Source organism: Streptomyces sp. HUAS CB01 (genome assembly GCF_030406905.1).
Classification (GTDB): Bacteria; Actinomycetota; Actinomycetes; order Streptomycetales; family Streptomycetaceae; genus Streptomyces; species Streptomyces chengbuensis.
Window position 1 is genome coordinate 1049371 of sequence record NZ_CP129137.1, and the last position, 26031, is coordinate 1075401.

Here is a 26031-nt window from a genome sequence, read left to right on the forward strand (position 1 = left end):
GATCGGGCTCGGGCTGCCCGGCGTGCGCTCTCCGCCGCGCACGCCGGGCAGCCTACCTGGAGCGAAGGACGTTCCCCGCGTCCGGTCGGGGGCGCGGGGACGCCCGGGATTTCCCGCGTGCGCGGCGGGTCCGGCGAGCCCGCCCGGCACCGCGGCCGGCGGCAGCGGCGCCGCGTCCGCCGCGGGAGGGTCAGCCGTTCGGACGCAGCGTCCAGACGACCGTCATCTCGCCGGTCACCGCGCCGTCCGCGTCACGGGTGATCGCGACGGTCACCGGGAACTCGGGGCGCCCACCGGCGTCCAGTTCCGCGACGACCTCCGCCGCGCGGCGCCCGAGGGTCGCCGTGGCGGTGACGACGCCCTTGGCGAGCTTCTTGTAGGCGATCTCGGCCTTCACCGCGAGCGGCACGGCCCGCGACAGCTGCTCGCCGAAGGCGGCGAGCACGATCGCTCCGCTGGCGGACTCGGCCAGCGTGAACATCGCTCCGGCGTGCGGCCCGCCGACGTGGTTGTGGTAGTCGGCCTGGTCCGGCAACCGGACCACGGCACGCTCTGCGGAGGTCTCCAGGAACTCCAGGTTCAGGGTCCTGGCCATGGGGACCGTGGCGGCGAGCAGCTCACCGACGGACATCTGGTCTGCACTCATGCACCGGATGTTACCCACGGGTAGCAGAACTTCGCCATCCCCTCACGGGGGCGGACGTGCCACCGAACACGCCGCACCTCTATGGTTACTCGCCATGTGGCCAGGACAGCAGCCGCCCGGGGGCGAGCAGAACCCGCAGGACCAGAACCCTTACACGCAGCCGGGGTACCAGCAGCAGAACCCGTATCAGCAGCCGGGCTACCCGCAGCAGCCCGGGTACCCGCAGCAGGGTTACCAGCAGCCCAACCCGTACCAGCAGCCGACCGTGCCGCAGTACACCGTCCCCGGACCGCCCCAGTCCGGCGGCCCCCAGGACAAGAAGAAGACCGTCGTGGTCGCGATCGTCGCCGCCACGGCCGTGGTCGCCGCCGCCGTGATCACCGGTGTCCTCGTGCTGCAGGACGACGACAAGGGCCCGGACGTGGCGGACGGCAAGAAGCCCGCCGCGTCGTCGTCCCGACCCACCGAGGCCCCCTCACCCACCGACAACCCGCGCGACGGCTCCGGCGGTGCCGCGCCGACGATCCCGGGCTGGAAGGTCGTCACCAACCCGAAGCACGGCACCCAGTTCGACGTGCCGGAGGGCTGGGAGATCGCGGGAACGGGCGTGGCCACCGGCTTCGAGGACGAGAAGAAGGGCGACGGTTCGCCCGTCGTCGTCATGACCGCCCCCGCCTACTTCAAGAGCAAGTGGTGCTCGGTCGACTCCGACCTCGACGGCAAGGCGGAGGACTCCGGGCTGGGCGCGACCGGCACGAAGGGCGGCCAGGGCGCCAAGAACACCGCCGAGGCCGCGTACAACGAGGCAGGCAACTGGGTCTGGGCCGCCTATGCCCAGACCGAGCCCAAGGGCACCGTCAAGGTCACCAAGGCGCAGCCGTACACCACGAAGTCGGGGCTCAGCGGCCATGTCGCGACGGCGACAGCGATCGGGGTGAAGAAGGAGAACAAGTGCGACAGCGACGGCAAGGCCATCGCCTTCTCCTTCAAGAACGCCAAGGGTGACTTCGCCTCCTGGGTGCTCTACGCCAACAAGGGCGTCACCGGGGAGATCCCGGACGCGACGATCCAGCAGATCCTGGGGACCGTGCGGCTCGCGGAGATCCCGTCGTCCTGAAACCGGTTTGGCAAGTGAGGGCGGCGGCGGCGATAGTCCCGGGGTGACTTCTCGTACGCCGCTCCTCCGCCGCCGTCCCGAATGGGCCGGGCGCAACTACTCGCTGCTGACCGCAGCCGCGATCGTCACCAACCTGGGCGCGCACGGCGCGCTGATCGCCGCGGCGTTCGCGGTGCTGGAGTCCGGCGGCGACGGCGGCGACGTGGGGCTGGTGGCGGCGGCCCGCACCCTCCCGCTCGTGCTGTTCCTGCTCATCGGCGGCGCGATCGCCGACCGGCTGCCGCGGCACCGTGTCATGGTGGCGGCCAACGCCCTCAACTGCGTGTCGCAGGCGGCTTTCGCCGTACTGGTCCTGGCCGGTGACCCGCAGCTGTGGCAGATGATGCTCCTCACCGCGCTCTGCGGCACCGGGCAGGCGTTCTTCAACCCCGCCGCCGAGGGCATGCTGATGTCCACCGTCGACGGCGAGCACGCCGGCCGGGCCTTCGCGCTCTTCCGGATGGCGATGCACGGTGCGGGCATCGGCGGCGCGGCGCTCGGCGGCGCGATGATCGCCGCCGTCGGCCCGGGCTGGGTGCTCGCCGTCGACGCCGCCGCGTTCGCGGTCGCCGGCGCGCTCCGCGCGTTCCTCGACGTCGGTCACATCCCGGCGCGGGCCCCCGGTGACGGCCTGCTCGCCGATCTGCGGGACGGGTGGAAGGAAGTCACGAGCCGCCCCTGGCTGTGGTCGATCGTGGCGCAGTTCTCGGTCGTCGTCGCGGTCGTCGGTGCCGCGGACGCCGTGTACGGGCCGCTGGTCGCCGAGGAGTCGCTGGGCGGAGCCCGCCCGTGGGGCCTCGCGCTCGCGGCGTTCGGCGCCGGCACGCTGGGCGGGGCGCTGTTGATGATGCGCTGGAAGCCGCGGCGGATGCTGCTCGTCGGCACGCTGTGCGTGTTCCCGTTGGCGCTGCCGTCGGCGGCGCTCGCGGTGCCGGTGTCGATCGGGGCGCTGATCGTGGTCATGTTCGTCAGCGGCGCGGCGATCGAGGTGTTCGGCGTCGCCTGGATGACCACGCTGCACCAGGAGATCCCGGAGGAGAAGCTGTCCCGGGTGTCCGCGTACGACTGGTTCGGGTCGACCGCGATGCTGCCGCTCTCGACGGCCCTGGCCGGTCCGGCGGAGAGCTTCTTCGGCCGGGAGACGGCGCTGTGGGGCTGCGCGGCGCTGATCGTCATCGTGACGGCGCTGGTGCTGCTGGTCCCGGACGTACGGAATCTGACGCGCCGTACGAAGCACGTGGCCGGCCACGGCCCCGCCCCGGCGCCGGCCGCCGGCACGGCGACCGAACTGCACACGCGGGAAACCCTGTAACCGTCGCGTCCGCCCTCCGGCGGGCGGGTGGCGCTGCGACGGGCGCGCCCGGACGCGTCCGTCGGTCGCGTCCGTGTCGGTCCCGGTCACGTCCGTCGGTCCCGGTCCCGGTCCCGGTCCCGGTCACGTCCGTCCGTCCCGGTCCCGGTCCCGGTCGCGTCCGTGTCGGTCCCGGTCAGGTCCGTCGGCCCGTCACGTATCCGGACGGACGGCGACGCTCCCAGGCGCAGCCCGGGTCGCATCCTGCCCGCCCCGATGCCGGGTCCCGCCTGGCACACCCGGCCCGCCCACGGACGGACGAGCGACGCCCCGACACACAGCCCTGACCCGCCCGGCACACCCGTGTCGCGTCCCGCCGGCAAGCCGTGCTGCGTAGGCTGCGCCGGGGCCACCGGCACGGACGGCGGTCCGCCCGGCCCCCTGGGCACACCGGACGAACGGAGCGGCCGTGACGCACAAGGACCGTCCCGAGACCGAGCTGCGCCATCTGCGCCGCTGTGTCGAGCTCGCCGCCGAGGCCGCGGAGGCCGGTGACGAACCCTTCGGCTCCGTACTGGTCGGGGCGGACGGCAGCGTGCTCGCCGAGGACCGCAACCGGGTCGCCACGGCCGGCGACGCGACGCGCCACCCGGAGTTCACGCTGGCCCGGTGGGCGGCCGAGAACATGGCGGAGCGGGAGCGGGCCGCCGCCACGGTGTACACCTCGGGCGAGCACTGCCCCATGTGCGCGGCGGCGCACGGATGGGTCGGCCTGGGCCGCATCGTGTACGTGAGCTCGGCGGAGCAGACGGTCGCCTGGCTGGCCGAACTCGGTCTGCCCGCCGCCCCGGTGCGCGCACTGCCGGTGCGGGACGTCGTCCCCGGCCTCACGGTCGAGGGGCCGGTGCCGGGTCTGGCCGAGGAGGTCCGGGAACTGCACCGCCGCGCCCACGGCGAACGGCCCGGCGCCTGATCGCCGGTCCGCGCCCGGACGGTCAGCCGACGCCGAACGAACCCGCGGGCGGCTCGGGTGATCCGGTCGCGTCCTCGTCGCTCACGGACCGGGCGTCGCCGATGAAGCGCCGCAGGCCGTCGCCGTACTCCACACGGGCCGGGAAGACGTCCGACGCGGTACGGCGCGCGAGGCCGGCGACGTCGATCGGCGTGTGCGAGGCCAGCAGCACCGCGTTGCCGAAGCGGCGTCCGCGCAGCACTCCCGGCTCGGCGACCAGGGCGAGCTCCGGGAACACGGCCGCGAAAGTGGCCAGTTGGGAGCGGAGGAAGTCGAACGGGGCGCTGTCGGCGAGGTTCGCCGCGTAGACGCCGCCGGGGCGGAGGGCTCGCTCGGCGGCTCCGGCGTACTCCCGGGAGGTGAGATGGGCCGGCACCCGCGAGCCGCCGAACACGTCGGCTATCAGGACGTCCGCCGAGTCCTCGGGCGCTCGCTCCAGCCACGCGCGCGCGTCCGCCGCGTGGACGGATATCCCCGAGCCGGGCGGCAGCGGCAGCCGCTCGGCGACCAGTGCCAGCAGTCCGCGGTCGGCCTCCACCACGTCCTGCCGTGAGCCGGGGCGGGTGGCGGCGACGTACCGGGGCAGGGTGAGGGCGCCGCCGCCGAGATGCAGGACGTCGAGCGGTGTGCCCTCCTCCGCCGTCGCGTCGATGACGTGCGCGAGTCGCCGTGCGTACTCGAACTCCAGATGCGTCGGATCGTCGAGGTCCACGTACGACTGCGGCGCTCCCTCCACGGTGAGCAGCCAGGCCCGGGGCCGGTCGATGTCGGGCAGGAGCTTGGCGGTGCCGTTGTCCACGGCGCGCTCGACGGGGATGGGGTCGTCCACCTGCCCATTGTCCGCCCATGGCCGTCCCGGCGAACGCCGGAGGGGCCCAGGGCCGGGAAAGGGCGGCCGGGACCGGACGGCGGGCCGGGGTTCAGGTCGTCAGGACGGCCCGTACCGCCTCCGCGTGGGCGACCGCCTGCGCGCGGCCGGCGCGGGCGGAGGGCGCCCGGCGCGCGGGGTCGAGGACGTTGCGCCCGAACGCCCTGCGCGCCGCACGGTCAGGGGTGATCAGCACGACGTTCGCTCCCGCGGCGGCGAGCCTGGACGCCTGCGCACGCGCGGAGGGCACGGGCCCGCCGCCGACCGAGATGGGCGCGACGATGACGACGGTGCCGTATCCGGCCGCGAGGTCCGCGTTCGTGGACGACCGCACACCGCCGTCGATGAAGCGCCGCCCGTCGATCGTGACGGGCGGCCAGACTCCGGGCACGGCGCAACTGGCGCCGACGGCGTCGAGCAGCCCCACCCCGCTGTCCCGGTCGAACGCGTGGAACTCCCCGGTGACGGCGTCCACCGCGGTGACGACGAGGCGGCGTGCCGACGGCCATTCGTGGGTGTGGAGCCGTGCGGCGAAGACCGCGCGCCGGACCTCCTCCGGCTCGGTGCGGGCGGAGAGCGCGAGCCGCCCCATGCGCGCGCCGTACGCCTCGGCGTCCCGCGAACGCAGCACGCCCCAGACGTAACGGGCGAGCACGGTCGGGCCCATCCCGGCGGGGACCTCCCCCTCGAGATCGGCGAGCTGACGCCCGTACAGCTCCGGCAGGGCGAGCAGCCCGGAGGAGAGCTGGGCGCCGACCACCGATCCCGCCGAGGTCCCGACGATCAGATCGGCCGCGGAGACGTCCGCCCCGGCCTCGGCGAGACCGTGCAGCACACCGACCTCCCAGCCGATGCCGGCCAGTCCGCCGCCGCCGAGCACCAGCGCGGTTCCGCGCCGCCCCGGCGGTCCCTCCCGGTCCGTGCCCGCGTCCGTGCCCTTGTGGTCCATGTCGGCCATGGATGCAGTGTGACGTGTACGGGGCGGATCCGCCGCCCGCCGTGGGCGGGCGGCGGATCCCCGCGTCAGACCAGACCGGTGACCGTGCCCGCCCCGACGGTCCGCCCGCCCTCGCGGATCGCGAAGCCCAGCCCGGGCTCCAAGGGCACGTCCCGGCCCAGCTCGACGGTCATGTCGATCGTGTCGCCGGGCCGGGCGACCGCCGCCTGGCCCAGGTCCACGTCCCCGACGACGTCCGCCGTCCGGATGTAGAACTGCGGTCGGTAACCGGTGGTGACCGGCGTCGTACGGCCTCCCTCACGTCCGGAGAGCACGTACACCTGAGCGGTGAACCGACGGCTCGGCGTCACGCTGCCGGGCGCGGCCACCGCATGGCCGCGGCGGACCGCGTCGCGTGGCACGCCCCGCAGCAGCAGGGCCACGTTGTCCCCGGCCTCGGCGGAGTCCATCGGCTTGCCGAAGGTCTCCAGACCGGTGACGACCGTGGTGGTGTCGGCCCCGAGCACCTCCACCCGGTCGCCCACGCGGACGGTGCCGCGCTCGACCGCCCCGGTGACGACCGTGCCCCGGCCGGTGATGGTGAGGACGTTCTCCACCGACAGGAGGAACGGCGCGTCGGTGTAGCGGACAGGCATCGGCACATAGGTGTCGACGGCGTCGAGCAGCGCCTCCACGGCGGACGTCCAGCGCGGGTCGCCCTCGAGGGCCCTGAGGCCGGAGACCCGCACGACCGGGACCGCGTCCCCGCCGTATCCGTGCGCGGTGAGCAGCTCGCGCACCTCCAGCTCGACGAGGTCGGTCAGCTCGGGGTCGCCCGCGTCGGCCTTGTTGAGGGCGACGACGATGTGGTCGACACCGACCTGACGGGCCAGCAGGACGTGCTCCGCGGTCTGCGGCATGATCCCGTCCAGCGCGGAGACCACGAGGATCGCCCCGTCGAGCTGGGCGGCGCCCGTGACCATGTTCTTGACGTAGTCGGCGTGCCCGGGCATGTCGACGTGGGCGTAGTGCCGGGTGTCGGTCTCGTACTCGACGTGCGCGATGTTGATGGTGATGCCGCGGGCGGCCTCCTCGGGGGCGCGGTCGATCCTGTCGAACGGCACGAAGGTGCCGGTCCCGCGCTCGCTGAGGACCTTGGTGATCGCCGCGGTCAGAGTGGTCTTGCCGTGGTCGACGTGGCCCATGGTGCCGATGTTGAGGTGTGGCTTGGTCCGCACGTATGCCGTCTTGGGCATGGCTGTCGCAGTTCCTTCCCGGAACTCGAGAGTGAACTCCTCGCGGAGGGGGACCCCTGGGCCGTACCGACCCTCCCCCTGCGGGGTCCGCCGGACGATCCGGGGAGAGTCAGCTTCGGGCGCCGCCGGCGGACACAGCCGCGTCGGCCGCGGTGACGACGGCCGTGGCAGCGCCCGTCCCGGCGGCAGCCGCAGCGGCGGCGAGGCCCGTGGGGAATGCCGTGAAAGCCGTGAAGGCGGGGAAGCGGACAGCCTTCGGCGCGTCCGCGACTGCGGACGGCGCTGCGGGGAAGGTCTGCCGGAACATGCGTCGATGATCGCCGACGGCATCGACGCCCGTCGAATGGTTTTCGCCGGCCGGGACCGGCGGGGTGGCGGTCGACCGCCCGCCGCGCGTCAGAGGTTCTTCAGCGCTTCCCGCACGGAGAGCGGCGCGAGGCGGTCGCGCGCGGAGTCGACGAAGCCGCGCACGGCGTCCGGATCGGTCTTGGCGTACTCGCGCAGGCTCCAGCCGATGGCCTTGCGGACGAAGAAGTCCGGATGGCCGGACTGGCGCAGGCAGTACCGGAACAACCGCTCGGCGTCCGTGGCGTCCTTGTGGCGCAGTTGGTGGAGCAGAGCCGTCCGGGCGATCCAGAGGTCGTCGTCCTCGATCCAGCGGTCCATCACCCGGGCCAGCCCGGGATCGGCCGCGACGAGCGCGCCGACGACGTGCGCGGCGAGGGTGTCCACGGTGTCCCACCAGGACACGGTGGTGATCAGGCGGCGCGCCACGGGGACGAACCCGGACGAGCAGCGTCCGGCGTGACGCCGCAGGTAGTCGGCGGCGAAGTAGTGGTACTCGCGCTCGGGCAGCTCCCAGCAGCGCAGCGCGATCGCCGTGCAGTCGGCCTCCGAGGGCCGGGGCGTGCCGGCGAGGACCGTACGCGACAGGGCGCGGCGCTCGGGGGTGCGGATCCCGAGGAAGGGGGCGACGTCCTTCATGTAGGCGGCGGCCTCCCGGGCCCGGACGGGGTCGGCGGCGGCCGGATAGGTCGCGGTGAGCCGTTCGAGCACCGTGTCGGCGAGGGCGCTGCGCGGCACCGGGAGCGTCATGTGCCACACCTTACGGCGATCACACGGCGCGGTCGGTTAGTCTCCCCGGATGCTCGACCCCGTCCCCGGGCCGCGCGACGGCTTCGCTCTCCGCTTCGGCCGCGTCCTCCTCTCCCCCTGGTCCCGCCTCGCACTGCTGGTGGCCGTCCTGGCCGCCGCGGCGTCGACGGTCGTGGCGTACGAACCGCAGCAGCTGCTGGTGGCGGGCTGGCCGCCGCAGGTCGGCGGTGCGACGGCGGTGGCGCTCTTCGCCGTGGCGTACGGGCTGTGCACCGCGGCGTTCGTCCCGAGACCCCTGCTGAACCTGGCGGCGGGCGCGCTCTTCGGTTCGCAGGCGGGTCTGGCGGCGGCGGTCGCCGGCACGGTGCTGGGCGCGGGCATCTCCTTCACCCTGGGGCGCTTCCTCGGCCAGGACGCGCTGCGGCCGCTGCTGCGCGGCCGCTGGCTCAAGGCCGCGGACGGGCAGTTGAGCCGGCACGGGTTCCGCTCGATGCTCGCGCTGCGGCTGTTCCCCGGCATCCCCTTCGCCGCCGCCAACTACTGCGCCGCGGTGTCCCGGATGGGTTACCTCCCCTTCCTGCTGGCCACCGGCCTGGGCTCGGTCCCCAACACCGCGGCGTACGTGATCGCCGGGAGCACCGCCGCGTCGCCCACGTCGCCCGTCTTCCTGGCCGCGGCGGGCTTCATCGTCGTCTCCGCCCTGGCCGGCGCCACCGTCGCCTGGCGCAAGCGCCACCGCCTGACCCGCGACGACGCCTGACGGAGCGCTCGGCCCGTCCCGGCGCACCGCAGCGCGCCACGTACCGGCCCACGCCCGCAGACCTCGGCGCGCCACCGCCAGGTCGGCAGTCCCGGAGCCGCAGACCGCAGACCGCAGACCCGACGACAGCGCCGGCGGAGCGGACGCCCACCGCCCCCGGCCGGTCCCGCGCCCCGCCACCACGCACCACGCCCACCCCTCCGGCCGCCCGGCGGCGGCGTCCCCGCCGCGGGGCCCGGGGCTGCGCGGCCGCCGTGCGGGCAGCCCGCCCGACACCCCGAAACCTTCGGACGCTACGCTGCCACGCGATGGGCGCATGATCGCGGCCCGTACCGTACGTTCCGACCTGACCAGTACTTGGACGGCTTAGCTTTCATGTCGTGGTTCGAATCACTCATCCTCGGGCTCGTCCAGGGGCTGACGGAGTTCCTCCCCATCTCCTCCAGCGCGCACCTGCGCCTGACCGCCGCCTTCGCCGGCTGGCACGACCCGGGTGCGGCGTTCACCGCGATCACCCAGATCGGCACCGAGACGGCGGTGCTCATCTACTTCCGCAAGGACATCGCCCGCATCGTCGGCGCCTGGTTCCGCTCGCTGACGGACAAGGCGATGCGCCGGGACCACGACGCCCAGATGGGCTGGCTGGTGATCATCGGTTCCATCCCGATCGGCGTGCTCGGCGTCACGCTCAAGGAGCAGATCGAGGGACCGTTCCGTGATCTGCGGCTGACCGCCACCATGCTGATCGTCATGGGCATCGTCCTCGGGGTCGCGGACCGCCTGGCGGCCCGTGACGAGGCGGGCGGCAAGCACCGCGTCGTGAAGGAGCGGAAGTCGCTGCGGGACCTGTCCGTCAAGGACGGCCTGATCTACGGCGTGTGCCAGGCCATGGCCCTGATCCCCGGTGTGTCCCGCTCCGGCGCCACGATCAGCGGCGGTCTGCTGATGGGCTACACCCGTGAGGCGGCGGCCCGTTACTCGTTCCTGCTGGCGATCCCGGCCGTCCTCGCCTCGGGCGTCTTCGAGCTGAAGGACGCGGGCGAGGGCCATGTGTCCTGGGGCCCGACCGTCTTCGCGACAGTCATCGCGTTCGCCGTCGGCTACGCGGTCATCGCCTGGTTCATGAAGTTCATCACGACCAAGAGCTTCATGCCCTTCGTCGTCTACCGGATCATCCTCGGCATCCTGATCTTCATCCTCGTCGGCACCGACGTGCTCAGCCCCCACGCGGGCGAGTCCGCGGGCTGACCTCCCGCCCCGGCGCCGACCTCGCGCGTCCCCGGAGGTCCCCCGGGCGGCCCATGACGCCCCCCGCCCCGCTGCGCGACGGCGCGGCGGGGCGGGGCCGTACCGGGTCCCCCGCATAACCTCGCGGCGTGTTCAACGTGACGGCGTTCCTCAAACGGCTGGTGCTCGGTCGCGCGCTGCGCAGCGAGGAACTCGGCGGGACGCTGCTGCCGAAACGACTGGCGCTGCCGATCTTCGCCTCCGACCCGCTGTCCTCGGTGGCCTACGCGACGCAGGAGATCCTCCTGGTCCTCACCCTGGGCGGGCTGGCCTATCTGCACTTCACGCCGTGGATCGCGGCCGCGGTCGTGTTCCTGATGACCGTGGTGGTCCTGTCGTACCGCCAGGTGGTGCACGCCTACCCCAGCGGCGGCGGCTCCTACGAGGTCGCCTCGACCAACCTCGGGCCCTCGGCGGGCCTCGTGGTCGCCGCGGCGCTGCTGGTCGACTACGTGATGACCGTGGCCGTGTCGGTGGCCTCCGGGGTCGACAACATCATCTCGGCGGTGCCCGCGCTGGCCGAGTACCGCGTGCTGATGGCGCTCGTCTTCGTCGGTCTGCTGACCGCGATCAACCTGCGCGGAGTACGCGAGTCCGGCCGGGCCTTCGCCGCGCCGACGTATCTGTTCATCGCCGGCATGCTCCTCATGTGCGGCACGGGACTGCTGCGGTACCTCCTGGGCGATCCCCCGGTGGCGGCGACCGCGCAGTACGGCATCGAGCCGGTGCCGGCGGAGGCGAACCTCGTCGGCCTCGCCCTGGTGATGCTGGTCCTGCGGGCGTTCTCCAGCGGCTGCACGGCGCTGACCGGCGTCGAGGCGATCTCCAACGGCGTCCCGGCGTTCCGCAGGCCGAAGTCGCGCAACGCCGCGGCCACGATGGCCGCGATGGGCCTCATCGCCGTCACGATGTTCGTCGGCGTCACCACGCTCGCGATCGTCGCCGACGTCCGCATCGCCGACGACCCCTGTCGGCTGACGGGCCTGCCCGACTGCGAGGACTACACGCAGCGCACCGTCATCGCGCAGCTGGCCGCCTCCGTGTTCGGCGGGGAGGGGAGCTTCGGCTTCTACTACGTCCAGGCCGCGACCGCCCTCGTCCTGATCCTCGCCGCGAACACCGCCTTCAACGGGTTCCCGCTGCTCGCCTCGATCCTCGCCCAGCACCGGTACCTGCCCCGCCAGTTGCACAACCGGGGCGACCGGCTCGCCTTCTCCAACGGCATCCTGGCCCTCGCGGTCGTCGCGGGGGTGCTGCTGTGGGCGTACCGGGCGAACGTCACGAGCCTCATCCACCTCTACATCCTCGGCGTGTTCACCTCGTTCACGCTCTGCCAGACCGGCATGGTCCTGCACTGGGGGCACCAACTGCGCTCCGAGACGGACCCCGTGCTGCGCCGCCGTCACCGCACGTCCCGCATCGTCAACGGGACCGGCGCGGTCATCACGGCGCTCGTGCTGGTGATCGTGCTGCTGACCAAGTTCACCCAGGGGGCCTGGCTGGCGGTCCTCGCGGCCGCGGTGCTGTGGGTGACGATGCGCAGCATCCGCAGGCACTACGACGCCACGTCGGCCGAACTGGCGGTCACCGACCCCCACAAGGAACTCGCGCTGCCCTCGCGGGTGCTGACCGTGGTCCTGGTCTCCCGGCTGCACAAGGCGACGCTCCGGGCGCTCGCGTACGCCCGTGCCACCCACCCGGACCGGCTGGAGGCGCTGACCGTGGCCGTCGACCGGGACTCCGCCGCCGAGCTGAAACGGGACTGGGAGGAAGCCGGGATCGATGTGCCCCTGAAGGTCCTGGACTCGCCGTACCGGGAGATCACGGGCCCGGTACTGGTGTACGTGCGTTCGATCCGGCGCGAGAGTCCGAGGGACGTCGTCGCGGTGTTCATCCCCGAGTACGTCGTCGGCCACTGGTGGGAGAACGTGCTGCACAACCAGTCCGCGCTCTGGCTGAAGAGCCGTCTGCTGTTCACACCCGGGGTGATGGTCACGAGCGTCCCCTGGCAGCTGCAGTCCGCCGCCCACGCCGACCACCCCGCCGCCCGCGCCCCGGGCGCGGTGCGCCGCGGCGAACCGGTCCCCCCTCCCCGGCCCTGACCGTGCCGGGCCCCTTGGCGTGGCGCGCCCGCTGCCCGACACTTGCCCGATGACGCAGCGCGTGGATCTCGCGACCGTGATGGACCGGCTCGCCATCGACGAAGTCGTCACCCGGTACGCGGTGGCCGTGGACGACGCCGACTGGCCCGCGTACCGGGCACTGTTCACCGAGGACGGGCGCGCCGACTACCGCGACGCCGGAGGGATCGAGGGGCCGGCGGCCGAGGTGGCGGGCTGGCTCGCGGAGACGATGCGGCTGTTCCCCGTGCGCCAGCACCTGATCGTGAACCGGCGGGTTCTCCTGCGGGAGGTGGACGGGTACCCGGGTGACCGGGCGGACGTGCAGGCCGACTACGTCAATCCGATGCGGCTGGAGTCGGGAGACGACTTCGTGGCCGGCGGCCGCTACTCGTTCGGCCTGGCGCGCGGCGACGACGGCTGGCGGCTGAGCCGGGTGACCGTGCACGAGAAGTGGCGGCATGCCGCGTTCCTGCGCGCGGCCGAATGATCGACGTGCCTGTCCCGGCCCGGGCCGCTCCTCCACACTGGAGGCAGACACCGCTCTCGTGGAGGCGCTGCATGCGGATTCCGGTGGGCCGGCGGGAGCAGCCGACCCGGCTGTTGTCGTCGCCGTGGTGGCGTGGCGCGGCCGCGGTGACGGCGGGCGCGCTGCCCGCGCTCGCGTTCCCCGACCCCGGGCTGTGGTGGTTCGCGTACGTCGCGCTGGTGCCGTGGCTGCTGGTCCTCCGCACCGCTCCCACGGCCCGCCGGGCCGCTCTGGACGGCTGGCTCGGCGGCACCGGCTTCATGATCGCGGTGCACCACTGGCTGATGCCGAACCTGCATGTCTTCCTCGTGGTCCTGGCGGCGCTGCTGGGGCTGCTGTGGGCCCCGTGGGGACTGCTGGTCCGGACGGTGCTGGCCGGCAGGCCCTCCGCCGGGCGGGCGGCCGTGGCGGTCGCCGTCGTCCCCTCGGGCTGGCTGGCGATCGAACTGGTGCGGTCCTGGGAGGGGTTGGGCGGTCCGTGGGGGCTGCTGGGCGCGAGCCAGTGGCAGGTCCCGCCGGCGCTTCGGCTCGCCTCGGTGGGCGGGGTGTGGCTGGTGACGCTGCTGGTGGTGGCGGTGAACACCGCGGTGGCCGTGCTGGTGGCCGTTCCCCCGGCGCGGATCACGGCGGTCGCCGCCGTGTGCGCGTGCGCGGTGGCGGCGGGCGCGGTGTGGCTGTGGGCGCCGCGGCCGGACCGGACCGGCGGGGTGATCCGTGTGGCGGTCGTCCAGCCGGGGGTCGTCAACGGCGTGGGCGGCGCGGAGCGGCGTTTCGCCCGCAGCGAGGAGCTCACCCGGCAACTGGCGGGGCAGCGGCCGGACCTCGTGGTGTGGGGTGAGAGCAGCGTCGGCGCGGATCTGGCGGTGCGGCGTGATCTCGCGGCCCGGCTCGCCGCGCTGTCGCGTGAGGTGGGCGCCGATGTGCTGGTGAACGTGGACGCCCGGCGCTCCGACCGGCCGGGGATCTTCAAGAGCAGTGTGCTGGTGGGTCCCGGCGGGCCGACGGGTGATCGCTACGACAAGATGCGGCTCGTCCCCTTCGGCGAGTACGTGCCCTTCCGCACCGTCCTCGGCTGGGCCACGTCGGTGGGCAAGGCCGCGGGCGAGGACCGGATGCGGGGCGACCGTCAGGTGGTGATGGCCCTGCGGGGCGGCGAGGACCGCTCGGTTCTGCGGGTGGGTCCCCTGGTCTGCTTCGAGTCGGCATTCCCGGACATGAGCAGAAGGCTCGCGAGGAGCGGTGCCGAGCTGCTCGTGGCACAGTCCGCCACCTCCACGTTCCAGGACAGCTGGGCGCCCGCGCAGCACGCCTCACTGGCGGCGCTGCGGGCGGCGGAGACGGGCCGGCCGATGGTGCACGCCACGCTGACCGGGGTGAGCGCGGTGTACGGGCCGGAAGGGGAGCGGCTGGGCCCCCGGCTCGGCACGGACCGGAGCACCGCGGCGGTCTACGGGATCCCGCTCGCCCGGGGCACCACGCCGTACGCCCGGTTCGGGGACTGGGCGGTGTACGGCGCGCTGGCGGTGCTGGCTGCGTTCTGCGCGGCCGAGGGCCTGCGTGCTCTCAGGAGGCCTGCTCCAGGGCCTCCCGCACCACCCGCTCACACAGCTCATGGGTCGCCAGTGCGTCCTGGGCGCTGAGGAACTTGTCGGCGCGGACGGCGTCGAGGAAGGCCAGCACGGCCTGCTCGACGCCGCGCTGCCGGGCGACCGGCACCCAGTCGCCGCGGCGCCGCACCGACGGCTGACCCTTGTGGTCGACGACCTCCGCGAGGTTGAGGACCTCGCGCTTGGCGTCCTGTCCGGAGACTTCGAGGATCTCCTCGGCGGAGCCGCTCATCCGGTTCATCATGCCGAGGGCGGTGAATCCGTCACCCGAGAGTTGGAGCACCACGTGGTGCATGAGCCCGTCGCGGACACGGGCCCGCACGCCGGTGTGCTCGACGGGCCCGGGGAGCAGGAAGCGCAGGGTGTCGACGACGTGGATGAAGTCGTCGAGCACGAGGGTGCGGGGGTCCTCGGGGAGGCCGACCCGGTTCTTGCGCATCAGGATCAGGTCGCGGGGGTGCTCCAGGCACTGTGCGTACCCCGGGGCGAAGCGGCGGTTGAAGCCGACGCCGAGGCTGGTGCCGGTCCGTTCGGAGAGCTCCACCAGCCGCTGGGAGTCGTCGAGTTCGTAGGCGAGGGGCTTGTCGACGTACGTGGGGACGCCGGCCTCCAGCAGCCGGGTGACGATCCCCGGGTGGACGGTGGTGGGGGCGTGGACGAAGGCGGCGTCGAGCCCGGCGCCGAGGAGGGAGTCCAGGCTCGTGTGGCACCGGCCGGCGGGAAGGTGGTGGGCGGCGGCGACCCGGTCGAGAGTGGCCGCCGTACGCGTCTGCAGATGCAGTTCGACGCCCGGCAGGGCGGTGAGGACCGGCAGATAGGCCTTCTGCGCGATGTCCCCGAGCCCGATGCAGCCGACCTTCACCTGGACCTCCCCAGTCCGCCCTGTCCTGCCTGCCGTCAGCGCGGCGCCGTCGTCCGCTCCGCCCCGGCAGCATACGTCCGCCCGGGAGGCCGCCAGTCGGCGATGCCGTCGAAGCCGCGCAGCACGATGCCGGGTCCGAGCCGGGACACGCCCCGGATGAGGGCGTTGCGCGCGGCCACCGCGCCGGCGCCGCTCAGCATCGCCATGCGGCCCGTCCTGGTGGCCTGACGCACGATGCCCATGGTCCGCGGCAGCCGTTCGCCGGTGTAGGCGGGGAGCATGCCCACGACGTCGTCCCCGCGGCCGGCGTGGTGGGCGAGGACGATCGCGTCCTCGATCGCCTGGTTGCCGCCCTGGCCGAGGGTGGGCTGCATGGCGTGGGCCGCGTCGCCGAGCAGCGCGACCCGGCCGTGGTGATAGGCGGGCAGCGGATCGGCCATGTGGTGGACGTCGTGGCGGAGCACGTCGCCGGGCCCGGCGGCCGCGACGATCTCCGGGACGGGCTCGTGCCAGTCGCCGAAGCGGCGCAGCAGTTCGGCCCCTTCGTCGTCGGGGGCGTGTCCGCCGGCGGGGGTGACGGCCGAGGCGTAGGCGTACACACGGCCGTCCTTGAGGGGCTGGGTGCCCCAGAGGGCCCCGCGGCCCCAGGTCTCGTGCGGGGTGAAGGGGCGGGCGGGGGCCGGGACGACGAGGCGCCAGGTGGTGAAGCCGGAGTAGCGGGGCCCCGGGTGACCGGGGAACAGCACGCGCCGCACGGCCGAGCCGATCCCGTCGGCCGCCACGACGAGGTCGGCCTCGACGTCGCCGTCCGGGGTGGTCACGACGGCGGGGCGGCGGGCGTCGCCGGCGTCCGCGAGCGCCGCGGGAGCGCCGGTCCGTACGGTCCCGGCGGGCAGGCCGCCCGTCAGGATGCCGACGAGGGTCGCCCGGTGCAGCAGGACGAGCGGGCCGCCGAAGCGTCTGGCCGTGGCCGCGCTGCTGGTGCGGTGGAGCCAGCGCCCGGCGGGGTCGCGCAGTCCGCCGTCGCCCTGCCAGGCGGCGAGGTCCCTGACCCGGTCGCCGAGGCCGATGACGTCCAGTGCGCGCTGGGCGTTGGGGGCGAGGCCGATGCCCGCCCCCACCGGGGCGAGGGCCTCGGCGCGTTCCAGCACGGTGACGTCCCACCCCCGTCGGTGCAGTGCGACGGCGGCGGTGAGGCCGCCGATGCCGCCTCCGACGACGGCGGCACGGGGCGGTCGGTGGCTCGGGGACCGGTCCATGACTCCTCCTGGCAACTACATCTGTAGTGAGGACAGCACCGTACTACAGCTGTAGTGATGGGGATAGGTTGGCCCCATGACCGCACGCACCTCCCGGCCGTCCGCTCCGCGCGCCGAGCTGATCGCCGACGCCGCGCTGGACCTCCTCGCCGAGCGCGGGATGCGCGGACTGACCCACCGGGCGGTGGACGAGCGGGCCGGGCTCCCGCAGGGGTCGACCTCCAACCACGCCCGCACCCGGCAGGCACTGCTGGAGGCTGCCGTGCGACGGCTGGCCGAGCGCGAGGCCCAGGTGCTCGTGCCCGCCGAGATGCCCTCTCCGCAGGGCGGCACGGACGACCTGCTCGACGCACTCTCCCTCGCCCTCCACCGCTATCTGACCCGTCACCGCCGGCTGCTGGTCTGCCGCTACGAGCTCGCCCTCGAGGCGACGCGCCGTCCCGAGCTGCGGGCCTTCTACGACCGGGCGGGGGCGGCGTTCCGCGAACCGCTGGTGGCGCTGATGGCGGGAGCGGGATCGGCGGAGCCGGAGCGGCACGCGCTGTCGCTGGTGGCCTGGTGCGAGGGGCTGATGTTCTCCTGCGCCGTCGGTTCCTACCACGCCTCGGTCCCCGCGCGGGAGGAGCTGAGGAAGGGCTTCGCGGAACTGGTCGGCGGCATGCTCGGCCCGTGGGATCCGGCCGCCTCCGTCCGTCAATCCACTGGCGGCGTGGGGCCGTTGTCGCCGAGGATCGGCCCATGACGTCATCGCATCGGACCCAGGTGTCCACGGTCGCGGGTGAACGCGAGATGCTGGAGGGGTGGCTCGACTTCCACCGCGAGACCCTCGCCCTGAAGTGCGCCGGGCTCGGCGACGCGCAGCTCCGGGAGGCCTCGGTGCCGCCGTCCGGACTGAGTCTGCTCGGGCTGGTGCGGCACATGGCCGAGGTCGAGCGGATCTGGTTCCGCCGGGTCCTCGAGGGTGAGGACGCCCCGCCGCTCTACTTCAGCGAGGAGGATCCGGACGGGGAGTTCCATCTCGCTGCGGACGACACCTTCGAGGCCGCCGCCGGCGCCTGGCGTGCCGAGATCGCCCGGGCCCGCGAGCTGGCGGCGCCACGGTCCCTGGACGACCTCTCCAAGGAGGAGCGCCACGGGAAGCGGTTCAGCCTCCGCTGGATCTACGTCCACATGATCGAGGAGTACGCCCGGCACAACGGGCACGCCGATCTCCTCAGGGAGCGGATCGACGGTGCCACCGGCGCCTGAGGCGCCCTCCCCCTCGCGGCAGGCGGCCCCGGACGGCAGGCACACCGTCAGAGGCCGGACAACCGCCGGTCAAGCCGTTCGATGGCCGCCCGCACCCCGTCGCCGTAACCGTCGTCCCCGAGGGACGCCGAGGCCGCCCTGGCACGCTCGAGATGAACCCGGGCGGCCTCGGGACGATGGAGTTTCATGTAGTCGGCGGCCAGATTCAGATGCAGCGACGGATAGAGCCCCCGGACCGCGACGGCGGCCTCGCGCCGCTCCGGCCGCTCTTCGGTGAGCGCCTCCGCCGCCGCGAGCGCCCGGAGGTCCCAGGCGAGCTCGTCACCGGGGTCGTCCTGGGTGTCCGCCAGATAGTGGGCGAGCGTGCAGCGGTGCAGGGGATCGCCGTCCTGCCCGAGCTGTGCCCACAGCGCCGAGAAGCGGTTGCGCGCCTCCTCACGGTCCCCGCCGTGGAGCAGCATGATCGCCTGCCCGATCCTGGTCGTGACCGCGTCGCCCGACGCCCCCTGCTGCTCCACCACTGCGGCCCTCCAGCACCTCGACCCCGTCGTCCCGACGCTAGCCGCCACCGGCGGCAATCCGGCACAGGCTCGGGCGGTGGCCCGAACTGTCAGCCAGGTGCGCCAACAGCGTCAGCCCAGGTCGGGGATGCGCCAGTCGACGGCCTCGTGGCCCTGGGCGGCGACCGCCTCGTTGATCTGCGTGAACGGACGGGACCCGAAGAAGCGCTTCGCGGACAGCGGCGAGGGGTGGGCACCCTTCACCACGACATGGCGCGACTCGTCGATCAGCGGCAGCTTCTTCTGGGCGTAGTTGCCCCAGAGCACGAAGACCGCCGGGTCCGGCCGTGAGTCGACCGCGCGGATCACCGCGTCGGTGAACTTCTCCCAGCCCTTGCCCTTGTGCGAGTTCGCCTCACCGGCGCGGACGGTCAGCACCGCGTTGAGCAGCAGGACGCCCTGCTCGGCCCACGGCATCAGATAACCGTTGTCCGGCACCGGCAGACCGAGCTCCTCCTGCATCTCCTTGTAGATGTTCCGCAGCGAGGGCGGGGTCCTGACACCGGGACGCACGGAGAAGCAGAGGCCGTGGCCCTGCCCCTCGCCGTGGTACGGGTCCTGCCCGAGGACCAGCACCTTCACCCGGTCGAAGGGCGTGGCGTCCAGCGCCGCGAAGACCTCCTCGCGCGGCGGGTACACCGGCCCCCTGGCGCGCTCGTCCTCGACGAAGTCGACGAGCTCCTTGAAGTACGGCTTCTGGAGCTCCTCGCCGAGGACGCCGCGCCAGGACTCGGGCAGCATGTCGGTGTCGGTCACGTCAACAACCTCCGGTGTGCGATCAGTCATCGACCACAGAACCTACCCGCGGCCACTGACAACGCTCCCGGCGGTGGGGCGTCCCGGAGGTCGGGCCGCCTACCAGCTGGTCTGGCGGTGCAGCTCCCACAGCTGCATGACCGTCTGCGGGTCCAGGGCGCGCTCGGCGCCGGCGATCTCCTCGGTCGAGGCCACGTACAGCTTGCCCTGCCAGAGCGGCAGCAGCCGGACGTCGTCCACGAGGATCGTCTGCGCCCGCTCGAACTGCTTGGACACCGCACCGCGGTCGCTCTCCTGGCGGGTCTCCGGGAGCAGCTGCTGGGTGATCTCCGGGCTGTCGTACGGCGTGCCGAGCACGTTGTCCTTGCCGACGAACGGCGCGATGAAGTTGTCCGGGTCGGGGAAGTCGGGGAACCAGCCTCGCCCGAAGACCGGGTACTCGCCGTTCTTGTACCCCTGCTGGAACGTCTTCCACGGCTTGCTCTGCAGCTTGACCCGGAACAGGCCGGACCCGTCCAGCTGGCGCTTGAGCTCGGCGAACTCGGCCGCCGTCGAGGAGCCGTACCGGTCCGTGGTGAACCACAGGTTCAGCGGCACCGGAGTCTCGACGCCGGCCTCCTGGAGGATGCTCCGCGCCTTGGCGACGTCGGGCTCGCCGTACTTGTCGAAGAAGCTGGTGGTGTGGCCCGCGATGCCCTTGGGGACCATCGAGTACAGCGGCTCGGCGGTGCCCCGGTACACCTTGCCGACCAGCGCGCCGCGGTCGACGACCTGGGCGATGGCCTGGCGGACCGGCAGCTTGCGGACGGACTTGTCGGAGGGGTTGAACACCAGGTACCGGATGTCGGCGCCGGTGGTCTCGACGAGCTGGAGGCCCTCGTTCGCCTTCTTCTTCTCCTGGAGGTCCACGACCTCCTCAGCGGTCAGACCGCGGTAGGTGGCGTCGATCTCCTTCCGCTTCAGCGCCGCGACCATGGCCTCGGACTGGTTGAAGTAGCGGATGGTGACGGCGTCGTTCTTGCGGTCCGCGAAGCCGTTGTAGCGGGTGTTCTTCTTCAGCTCCGCCTTCGAGCCCTCCTGGTAGGACGCCAGGACGTACGGGCCGGAGCCGGTGAGCTTGCCGTCCTCCCGGAGCTTGTCCGCGGGGTACTCGGCCGGGTCGACCAGGGACATCGCGGGCGTGGCGAGGATGAACGGGAAGGTGGTGTCCGGCTTGGTCAGGTGGAAGGTGACGGTACGCTCGTCGTCCTGCTTGACCTCGCGGAGCGAGCCGAGGAGACCGTTGGGACCGCTGTCCACGTCGATCTTCTGAATGCGGTCGATGGAGTGCTTGACCGCGGCCGCGTCCAGCGGGTGGCCGTTGGAGAAGGTCAGGCCCTCGCGGAGCGTGCACTGGAATGCGGTATTGGCCGGATTGGTGAATTTGCACGTCTCGGCCGCGTCCGGCTGGGGGGTGGTGCTTCCGGTCGGGAAGCTCAGAAGGGTCTGGAAGACGTTCCGGTAGAGCTCCCAGGATCCGTCCCACGCGGCGGCCGGGTCGAGTGTGCTGGGTGCACTCGTCGTACCGACCACTATGGGCTTCGCCCCATCGGCGTCATCGTCCGAAAACAGGCCGCATCCCGCCACCAGGGATATGGACGCAAGGGCTGCAGCCGCCTGCAGCATCGTCCGGTTGAACACGTGCACGCTCCTCGTTCAGCCATGGGTCGGCGAACCATACCGCAGTGCCCCGCCGGAACAACGTGGTGGTCCGGCGGGGCACTTGAGGCAATCCTGAGCCATTCAGGAGAAAATCGGCTCAGTGGACTCCGGCGTTAAGGAAAATACCGCCGTCGACGACGAGTGTCTGCCCCGTGATCCAGTCCGATTGGTCGGAGGTGAGGAAGGCGGCGGCGCCTCCGATGTCCGAGGGGACACCGAGCCGGGCCATCGGATAGGCGGCCGCGGCCTCGGCCTCCCGCCCCTCGTACAGCGCCTCGGCGAATTTCGTCTTGATCACGGCCGGGGCGATCGCGTTGACCCGGACGACCGGCGCGAACTCGTGCGCCAGCTGGAGGGTCAGATTGACCATGGCCGCCTTGCTCATGCCGTACGCCCCGATGAAGGGGGACGCGGAGAGCCCCGCGACGGACGCGATGTTCACGATCGCACCGCCGTGGTCCCGCTGCCAGGCCTTCCACGTCTGCTGGGCGAAGCCGAGCGCCGAGATCACGTTCGTCTCGTAGACCTTGCGGGCAACGTTGAGGTCGAGTTCCGCGATGGGGCCGAAGACCGGGTTGGTGCCGGCGTTGTTCACGAGGAAGTCGACCCGGCCGAACGCCTCCATCGCGCGCTCGACGGCGATCGCCTGGTGCGCCTCGTCATGGGCCTTGCCCGCGACGGCGATGACCCGGTCCGCGCCGAGGCTCTCCACCGCCTCCTTCAGCGCGTCCTCACCGCGGCCGGTGATGCAGACACGGTCGCCGCGGGCGACGAGCGCCTCGGCCACGCCGTAGCCGATGCCGCGGCTGCCGCCCGTCACCAGGGCCGCCTTGCCGGACAGCGGGGGAAGCTCTCGCTGCTGTGCGGTCATGTCGGTCACCTCCGGTTCAGTTGAGCGGGCCGCCGGCCACGTACATGACCTGGCCCGAGACGAATCCGGCGTCGTCGCCCGTGAAGAAGGCGATCGCGTTGGCGACGTCCTCCGGGCGGCCGACCCGCTGGACCGGGATCTGGGTGGCGGCAGCGGCCTGGAACTCCTCGAAGCCCATGCCGACCCGGGCCGCGGTCTGGGCGGTCATCTCGGTGACGATGAATCCGGGCGCGACGGCGTTGGCGGTGACGCCGAACTTGCCGAGCTCCTTGGCGAGCGTCTTGGTGAAGCCCTGCAGGCCGGCCTTGACCGCCGAGTAGTTCGCCTGGCCCCGGTTGCCCAGCGCGGAGCTGGAGGAGAGGGAGACGATACGGCCGAAGCCCGCGTCGACCATGTGCTTCTGGCACGCCTTGGCCATCAGGAACGCACCCTTGAGGTGCACGTTCATCACGATGTCCCAGTCGGACTCGCTCATCTTGAACAGCAGGTTGTCGCGGAGGACGCCCGCGTTGTTGACGAGGACGGTCGGCGCGCCGAGCTCGGCGGCGACCCGCTCCACGGCCGCCTCGACCTGGGCGGAGTCCGAGACGTCGCAGCCGACGGCGATCGCCTTGCCGCCCGCGGAGGTGATCTTCTCGACGGTGTCCTTGCACGCCGCCTCGTCGAGGTCGAGTACGGCCACGGCACGGCCCTCGGCCGCCAGACGCACGGCGGTGGCGGCGCCAATGCCGCGCGCCGCCCCCGTCACGATCGCGACGCGCTGCTCGTTGCTGGACATGGTTCGTTCTCCTCGCCCTCGGATCCCATGGATACGGCTCGCCCGGCACGGCCCGTCGACTCGACCCGAGAGGGTGAGCGACCGCTTAGTACCTTCAGCAGACGAGACGCTAGAAGCCCTGGCACCCGGTGTCAACGGCACACCGGGTGCCCCCCGTCACGTGCTCCTGCGGATGAGCTCGTTCAGCGCACCAGGACGTCCAGCAGCCGCTCGACCTCGGCCTCCGGATCCGCGGTCAGACCGGTGTGCACGGGCCCCGGCTGCACCACCGTGGAGCGGGGGGCGATCAGCCAGCGGAAGCGCCGTCCCGCGTCGTCCCTCGCGGCCTGACCCGCGTCCTCGCCGCCGCGGCAGACCCCCTCCACGGCGTGGAGCGCCGCCCGAACCCCAGTGACATCGGCCCGCGGGTCCAGCGCCCTCAGCTTGTTCTCGTCCAGAAGGGTGCGGGCGGCCACGAAGGACCTCGCGCGGCAGTAGACCACCACGCCCGCGTTGAAGCACTCACCGCGCTCGACGCGCGGGACGACGCGCAGCAGCGCGTACTCGAAGACATCCCGCCTGGGGTCGTGCTCGGTCACCGGCCGCCGTCCTTCGTGCTCGTCTTGGTGGGGTGCGGCCAGGAGCCGAGGTGGTCGGTGAGCCAGCCGGGCGCCTGGGACGGCCGGGGCCTGGAGGGCGCCTCCAGCGTGATGCGCTCGTGGATCGTGGCCGCCCGCGGCAGCAGGGCCTCCACGTAGGCGCGGCGGACCGCGTCGCTGGAGTCGAACCCGGGCTCGTCCACGAGCCATTCGTCCGGCACGTCCGCGGCGACCTCGGTCAGCAGCTCGCGGGTGACCAGGGGGGCCAGCGCGGCCGCGGCGCCCGCGATGTCCGGCCGGAACGGCGCCAGGGCGTGGTCGGACGCGTCGTACGGCTTCGCGGCGGAGGCCGCCGCCCCGGGCCAGTTGTGGTGCCAGATCATCGTCGCGCCGTGGTCGATCAGCCACAGGTCGCCGTGCCACACGAGCATGTTGGGGTTCCGCCAGGACCGGTCCACGTTGTTGATCAGCGCGTCGAACCAGACGACGCGGCCCGCCTCCGCGGAGTCCACTTCGTAGGCGAGCGGGTCGAAGCCGATCGAGCCGGGCAGGAAGTCCATCCCCAGGTTCAGCCCTCCGCTGGCCTTCAGCAGCTCCTGCACCTCCTGGTCGGGCTCGGAGAGACCGATGACAGGGTCGAGCTGCATCCGGACCAGTTCGGGGACGCGCAGCCCGAGCCTGCGCCCCAGCTGCCCGCAGACGACCTCGGCCACGAGGGTCTTGCGTCCCTGCCCGGCCCCCGTGAACTTCATGACGTACGTACCGAGATCGTCGGCCTCGACGATGCCCGGGAGCGAGCCGCCCTCACGCAAGGGCGTGACATAGCGGGTCGCTTTGACTTCGGAGAGCATTGCGCCAGATTACTTTGCGGTTTTCCGGCGTGGCCCTTGAACGAGCCGCGGCCCGGTCCCGTAGAACAACACGAGCGGCCCGGGACGGGGGCCGACTGTGGAAAGGGAGCGGCATGACCGGAACGCAGGAACCGGCGCGCACCGTGGCGCGTCGCACCGTCTTCACGGCCGCCGGCGGTGCCGGGCTCGCCGCGGCGCTGACGGCGTGCGGCGACTCGGAGGGCTCGGGCAGCGGAACCGTGAGTCCGGCGGACGGCGGCTCGACCGGTGGTTCCACGGGCGGTTCGACCGGCGGCAGCACCGGTGGCACGACGGGCGGCAGCGGCGGCAAGGTCATCGCCGACGTCGCGGACATCCCGGAGGGCGGCGGCAAGGTCATCGGCGACATCGTCGTCACGCAGCCGACGGCGGGCGAGTTCAAGGCCTTCTCGTCCAAGTGCACCCACCAGGGCTGCGTGGTCAAGGACGTCGCCGACGGCATGATCAACTGCCCCTGTCACAACAGCAACTTCGACGCCGGCGACGGCAGCGTGAAGAGCGGCCCGGCGACCACGCCGCTGCCCGCCGCCGCCATCGTCGTCGAGGACGGCTCCATCAAGCTCGCCTGACCGGCAGGCGGACCCTCCGGACCGGGCACGTCAGGTGCGTGCGGTCCGGCGGGGCGCCTTCCAGCACGCGAGCACGTCGTCCGTGGTGGTGACGGTGGCGACGAGAGCGAGCGTGTTCCTGATCATCGCGGGGGTGTACTCGGGGGGCACCCCCGCGATGGCGTCCGCGGGTACGACCGCGGTGTAGCCGAGGTTCACCGCGTCGAAGACGGCGTTCGGTATCGCCACATTGGCCGACACGCCCGTGACGACGAGCGTGCGGCAGCCCAGATTGCGCAGCAGCGCGTCCACGTCCGTGCCGGCGATCGGCGACAGGCCATGCAGCCGGCGTACGACGATGTCCTCGTCCGCGACCTCGATGGGGTCCGCGACGCGGACCGCCTTGCTGCCGGAGTGCTGCTGGACGGGCAGCCGCTCGGCGGCCCGGAACAGACGGGCGTTGGCACTGGCGCCGCGCCCGTCGGGCCGCCGCTCCGCCACCGCGTGCATCACCTGCACCCCCACGGAGTGGGCCACGTCCACGAGCCGTCCGATGTTCTCCAGCGCGCCCGACGACCGCGCCTGCGCCGCGAGTTCCGGGAGGGCGCTGTCCGGGCCGACGACGCCCTGCTGGCACTCGACGGTGAGCAGGACCGTACGGGCCGGATCGAGCTGCGCCACCAGCTGTTCGTACGAAGGCATGGGCGCCCCCTCCTCTTCTCGCGGGCCGGGACGGCCCTGTCGGTGCCGGGCGGGGTCGTGCCCGGGCGAAGGTCGGCGGCACCGGGAACCGACGGCCTCGCGGGCCCGGGACGATCCGGGGTGACCCGGGCGCGCGACGGTAACGGCCATTGCGTCACGAGGGAAGACCCCGCATGATTTCTGACACCACATCAGTCGGCCGCCGGCGGGATGCCGGCCGGCGGGAGGAGGGCCGTCGATGGCCGTCACACAGCGCCGGGGCCGGCGGATCATGATGTCGCCCGCCGAGCTGGACGCCTTCCTCTCCGAGCAGCGCACCTGCCGGGTGGCCACGGTCTCGCCGGACGGCATGCCCCACGTCAGTGCCCTGTGGTTCGTGTGGGACGGCACCTCCCTGTGGCTGTACTCGATCACCCGCAGCCGTCGGTGGTCCGAGCTGCGCCGTGATCCGCGCATCGCGGTCGTCGTGGACGCCGGGGAGGAGTACGGCGAGCTGCGCGGCGTGGAGCTCTCCGGCACCGCGGAGTTCGTGGGCGAGGCCCCGCGCACCGGGGAGCCCTGCCCGGAACTCGAGGCCCCCGAGCAGCTGTTCGCCCGGAAGAACTTCGGCCTGGACTCGATGCCGCACGACGGCAGGCACGCCTGGCTCCGGCTGACGCCGGAGGCGATCGCGTCGTGGGACTTCCGCAAGCTGAGCGCGCTCTGACCGAGCCG

At 72.8% G+C, this 26031-nt stretch carries 28 protein-coding genes; 12 read left to right on the top strand and 16 right to left on the bottom strand.

The window, feature by feature from the left end; all coding sequences use genetic code 11:
* Nucleotides 1-190: 190 nt before the first annotated feature.
* Nucleotides 191-646, bottom strand: a complete 456-nt coding sequence (locus QRN89_RS04710) for a DUF4442 domain-containing protein (RefSeq protein WP_290348087.1) — start codon at nucleotides 644-646, stop codon at nucleotides 191-193.
* A 94-nt stretch (nucleotides 647-740) separates the two neighbouring features.
* Here QRN89_RS04710 and QRN89_RS04715 point away from each other — a divergent pair, with 94 nt between their 5' ends.
* The 3 genes from QRN89_RS04715 to QRN89_RS04725 all read left to right on the top strand — a co-directional run bounded on the left by QRN89_RS04715 (nucleotide 741) and on the right by QRN89_RS04725 (nucleotide 4066).
* Complete coding sequence (locus QRN89_RS04715; RefSeq protein ID WP_290348088.1) at nucleotides 741-1763, top strand: DUF8017 domain-containing protein; 1023 nt, start codon at nucleotides 741-743, stop codon at nucleotides 1761-1763.
* 43 nt (nucleotides 1764-1806) lie between these two features.
* Nucleotides 1807-3114: an MFS transporter gene (locus QRN89_RS04720; protein ID WP_290348089.1), complete on the top strand. Its 1308-nt coding sequence runs from the start codon at nucleotides 1807-1809 to the stop codon at nucleotides 3112-3114.
* Nucleotides 3115-3562: 448 nt separating this feature from the next.
* On the top strand, nucleotides 3563-4066 hold the full coding sequence (locus QRN89_RS04725) for a nucleoside deaminase (RefSeq protein ID WP_290348090.1): 504 nt from the start codon (nucleotides 3563-3565) through the stop codon (nucleotides 4064-4066).
* A 22-nt stretch (nucleotides 4067-4088) separates the two neighbouring features.
* Here QRN89_RS04725 and QRN89_RS04730 read toward each other — a convergent pair whose 3' ends face one another.
* From QRN89_RS04730 to QRN89_RS04750, 5 genes are all read right to left on the bottom strand, one after another.
* Nucleotides 4089-4934: a spermidine synthase gene (locus QRN89_RS04730; protein WP_290348091.1), complete on the bottom strand. Its 846-nt coding sequence runs from the start codon at nucleotides 4932-4934 to the stop codon at nucleotides 4089-4091.
* A gap of 91 nt (nucleotides 4935-5025) precedes the next feature.
* Nucleotides 5026-5931 (bottom strand): patatin-like phospholipase family protein, encoded by a 906-nt coding sequence (locus QRN89_RS04735; protein ID WP_290348092.1) that lies wholly within the window; start codon nucleotides 5929-5931, stop codon nucleotides 5026-5028.
* 65 nt (nucleotides 5932-5996) lie between these two features.
* On the bottom strand, nucleotides 5997-7166 hold the full coding sequence (gene tuf / locus QRN89_RS04740; RefSeq protein ID WP_290348093.1) for an elongation factor Tu: 1170 nt from the start codon (nucleotides 7164-7166) through the stop codon (nucleotides 5997-5999).
* A 109-nt stretch (nucleotides 7167-7275) separates the two neighbouring features.
* Entirely contained in the window at nucleotides 7276-7473 is a 198-nt protein-coding gene (locus QRN89_RS04745; RefSeq protein WP_290348094.1) for a hypothetical protein, read from the bottom strand.
* An 89-nt stretch (nucleotides 7474-7562) separates the two neighbouring features.
* Entirely contained in the window at nucleotides 7563-8261 is a 699-nt protein-coding gene (locus QRN89_RS04750) for a DNA alkylation repair protein (RefSeq protein WP_290348095.1), read from the bottom strand.
* Between the two features lie 49 nt (nucleotides 8262-8310).
* On the opposite strand from QRN89_RS04750, the gene QRN89_RS04755 reads away from it, so the two are divergent.
* From QRN89_RS04755 to lnt, 5 genes are all read left to right on the top strand, one after another.
* A complete protein-coding gene (locus QRN89_RS04755) occupies nucleotides 8311-9021 on the top strand; it encodes a TVP38/TMEM64 family protein (protein ID WP_290348096.1) in 711 nt (236 codons plus the stop codon).
* A 375-nt stretch (nucleotides 9022-9396) separates the two neighbouring features.
* Entirely contained in the window at nucleotides 9397-10269 is an 873-nt protein-coding gene (locus QRN89_RS04760; RefSeq protein WP_290348097.1) for an undecaprenyl-diphosphate phosphatase, read from the top strand.
* Between the two features lie 128 nt (nucleotides 10270-10397).
* Nucleotides 10398-12410, top strand: a complete 2013-nt coding sequence (locus tag QRN89_RS04765) for an APC family permease (RefSeq protein WP_290348098.1) — start codon at nucleotides 10398-10400, stop codon at nucleotides 12408-12410.
* Between the two features lie 49 nt (nucleotides 12411-12459).
* The gene (locus QRN89_RS04770) at nucleotides 12460-12918 is read left to right on the top strand and encodes a nuclear transport factor 2 family protein (RefSeq protein WP_290348099.1); all 459 of its coding nucleotides are present in this window, start codon (nucleotides 12460-12462) and stop codon (nucleotides 12916-12918) included.
* Between the two features lie 71 nt (nucleotides 12919-12989).
* Nucleotides 12990-14597: an apolipoprotein N-acyltransferase gene (gene lnt / locus QRN89_RS04775; protein WP_290348100.1), complete on the top strand. Its 1608-nt coding sequence runs from the start codon at nucleotides 12990-12992 to the stop codon at nucleotides 14595-14597.
* On the opposite strand, the gene QRN89_RS04780 is transcribed toward lnt, so the two are convergent.
* Together QRN89_RS04780 and QRN89_RS04785 are read right to left on the bottom strand one after the other, a co-directional pair.
* Nucleotides 14521-15426 (bottom strand): Gfo/Idh/MocA family protein, encoded by a 906-nt coding sequence (locus QRN89_RS04780; protein ID WP_290348101.1) that lies wholly within the window; start codon nucleotides 15424-15426, stop codon nucleotides 14521-14523. The two genes, lnt and QRN89_RS04780, sit on opposite strands and share 77 nt — an antisense overlap.
* A 35-nt stretch (nucleotides 15427-15461) precedes the next feature.
* Nucleotides 15462-16685, bottom strand: coding sequence for an FAD-dependent monooxygenase (locus QRN89_RS04785; RefSeq protein ID WP_290348102.1), 1224 nt, complete (start codon nucleotides 16683-16685; stop codon nucleotides 15462-15464).
* Nucleotides 16686-16761: 76 nt separating this feature from the next.
* On the opposite strand from QRN89_RS04785, the gene QRN89_RS04790 reads away from it, so the two are divergent.
* Both QRN89_RS04790 and QRN89_RS04795 read left to right on the top strand, forming a co-directional pair.
* A complete protein-coding gene (locus tag QRN89_RS04790; RefSeq protein ID WP_290348103.1) occupies nucleotides 16762-17427 on the top strand; it encodes a TetR/AcrR family transcriptional regulator in 666 nt (221 codons plus the stop codon).
* The gene (locus tag QRN89_RS04795; protein WP_290348104.1) at nucleotides 17424-17933 is read left to right on the top strand and encodes a DinB family protein; all 510 of its coding nucleotides are present in this window, start codon (nucleotides 17424-17426) and stop codon (nucleotides 17931-17933) included. The genes QRN89_RS04790 and QRN89_RS04795 overlap by 4 nt, the downstream gene beginning before the upstream one ends.
* A 47-nt stretch (nucleotides 17934-17980) precedes the next feature.
* Here the strand turns inward: QRN89_RS04795 and QRN89_RS04800 are convergent, their stop codons facing one another.
* From QRN89_RS04800 to QRN89_RS04830, 7 genes are all read right to left on the bottom strand, one after another.
* Nucleotides 17981-18454, bottom strand: a complete 474-nt coding sequence (locus tag QRN89_RS04800; RefSeq protein WP_290348105.1) for a hypothetical protein — start codon at nucleotides 18452-18454, stop codon at nucleotides 17981-17983.
* A 111-nt stretch (nucleotides 18455-18565) separates the two neighbouring features.
* Nucleotides 18566-19249 carry a uracil-DNA glycosylase gene (ung, locus tag QRN89_RS04805; RefSeq protein ID WP_290348106.1) on the bottom strand — a complete coding sequence of 228 codons (684 nt, stop codon included), beginning with the start codon at nucleotides 19247-19249 and terminating at the stop codon, nucleotides 18566-18568.
* 99 nt (nucleotides 19250-19348) lie between these two features.
* The gene (locus QRN89_RS04810) at nucleotides 19349-20929 is read right to left on the bottom strand and encodes an ABC transporter substrate-binding protein (RefSeq protein ID WP_290348107.1); all 1581 of its coding nucleotides are present in this window, start codon (nucleotides 20927-20929) and stop codon (nucleotides 19349-19351) included.
* Nucleotides 20930-21047: 118 nt separating this feature from the next.
* Nucleotides 21048-21821 carry an SDR family oxidoreductase gene (locus QRN89_RS04815; RefSeq protein ID WP_290348108.1) on the bottom strand — a complete coding sequence of 258 codons (774 nt, stop codon included), beginning with the start codon at nucleotides 21819-21821 and terminating at the stop codon, nucleotides 21048-21050.
* A gap of 16 nt (nucleotides 21822-21837) precedes the next feature.
* Complete coding sequence (fabG, locus tag QRN89_RS04820) at nucleotides 21838-22599, bottom strand: 3-oxoacyl-ACP reductase FabG (protein ID WP_290348109.1); 762 nt, start codon at nucleotides 22597-22599, stop codon at nucleotides 21838-21840.
* Between the two features lie 182 nt (nucleotides 22600-22781).
* Nucleotides 22782-23177, bottom strand: a complete 396-nt coding sequence (locus QRN89_RS04825; RefSeq protein WP_290348110.1) for a DUF3037 domain-containing protein — start codon at nucleotides 23175-23177, stop codon at nucleotides 22782-22784.
* Entirely contained in the window at nucleotides 23174-24028 is an 855-nt protein-coding gene (locus QRN89_RS04830) for a HipA family kinase (RefSeq protein ID WP_290348112.1), read from the bottom strand. The genes QRN89_RS04825 and QRN89_RS04830 overlap by 4 nt, the downstream gene beginning before the upstream one ends.
* Nucleotides 24029-24141: 113 nt before the next feature.
* Between QRN89_RS04830 and QRN89_RS04835 the strand changes: the two genes are divergently transcribed.
* Nucleotides 24142-24636, top strand: coding sequence for a Rieske (2Fe-2S) protein (locus QRN89_RS04835; protein WP_290348113.1), 495 nt, complete (start codon nucleotides 24142-24144; stop codon nucleotides 24634-24636).
* A gap of 30 nt (nucleotides 24637-24666) precedes the next feature.
* Here QRN89_RS04835 and QRN89_RS04840 read toward each other — a convergent pair whose 3' ends face one another.
* Complete coding sequence (locus tag QRN89_RS04840) at nucleotides 24667-25317, bottom strand: cysteine hydrolase family protein (RefSeq protein WP_290348114.1); 651 nt, start codon at nucleotides 25315-25317, stop codon at nucleotides 24667-24669.
* A 238-nt stretch (nucleotides 25318-25555) separates the two neighbouring features.
* Here QRN89_RS04840 and QRN89_RS04845 point away from each other — a divergent pair, with 238 nt between their 5' ends.
* A complete protein-coding gene (locus tag QRN89_RS04845) occupies nucleotides 25556-26023 on the top strand; it encodes a pyridoxamine 5'-phosphate oxidase family protein (RefSeq protein ID WP_290348115.1) in 468 nt (155 codons plus the stop codon).
* Nucleotides 26024-26031 lie beyond the last annotated feature (8 nt).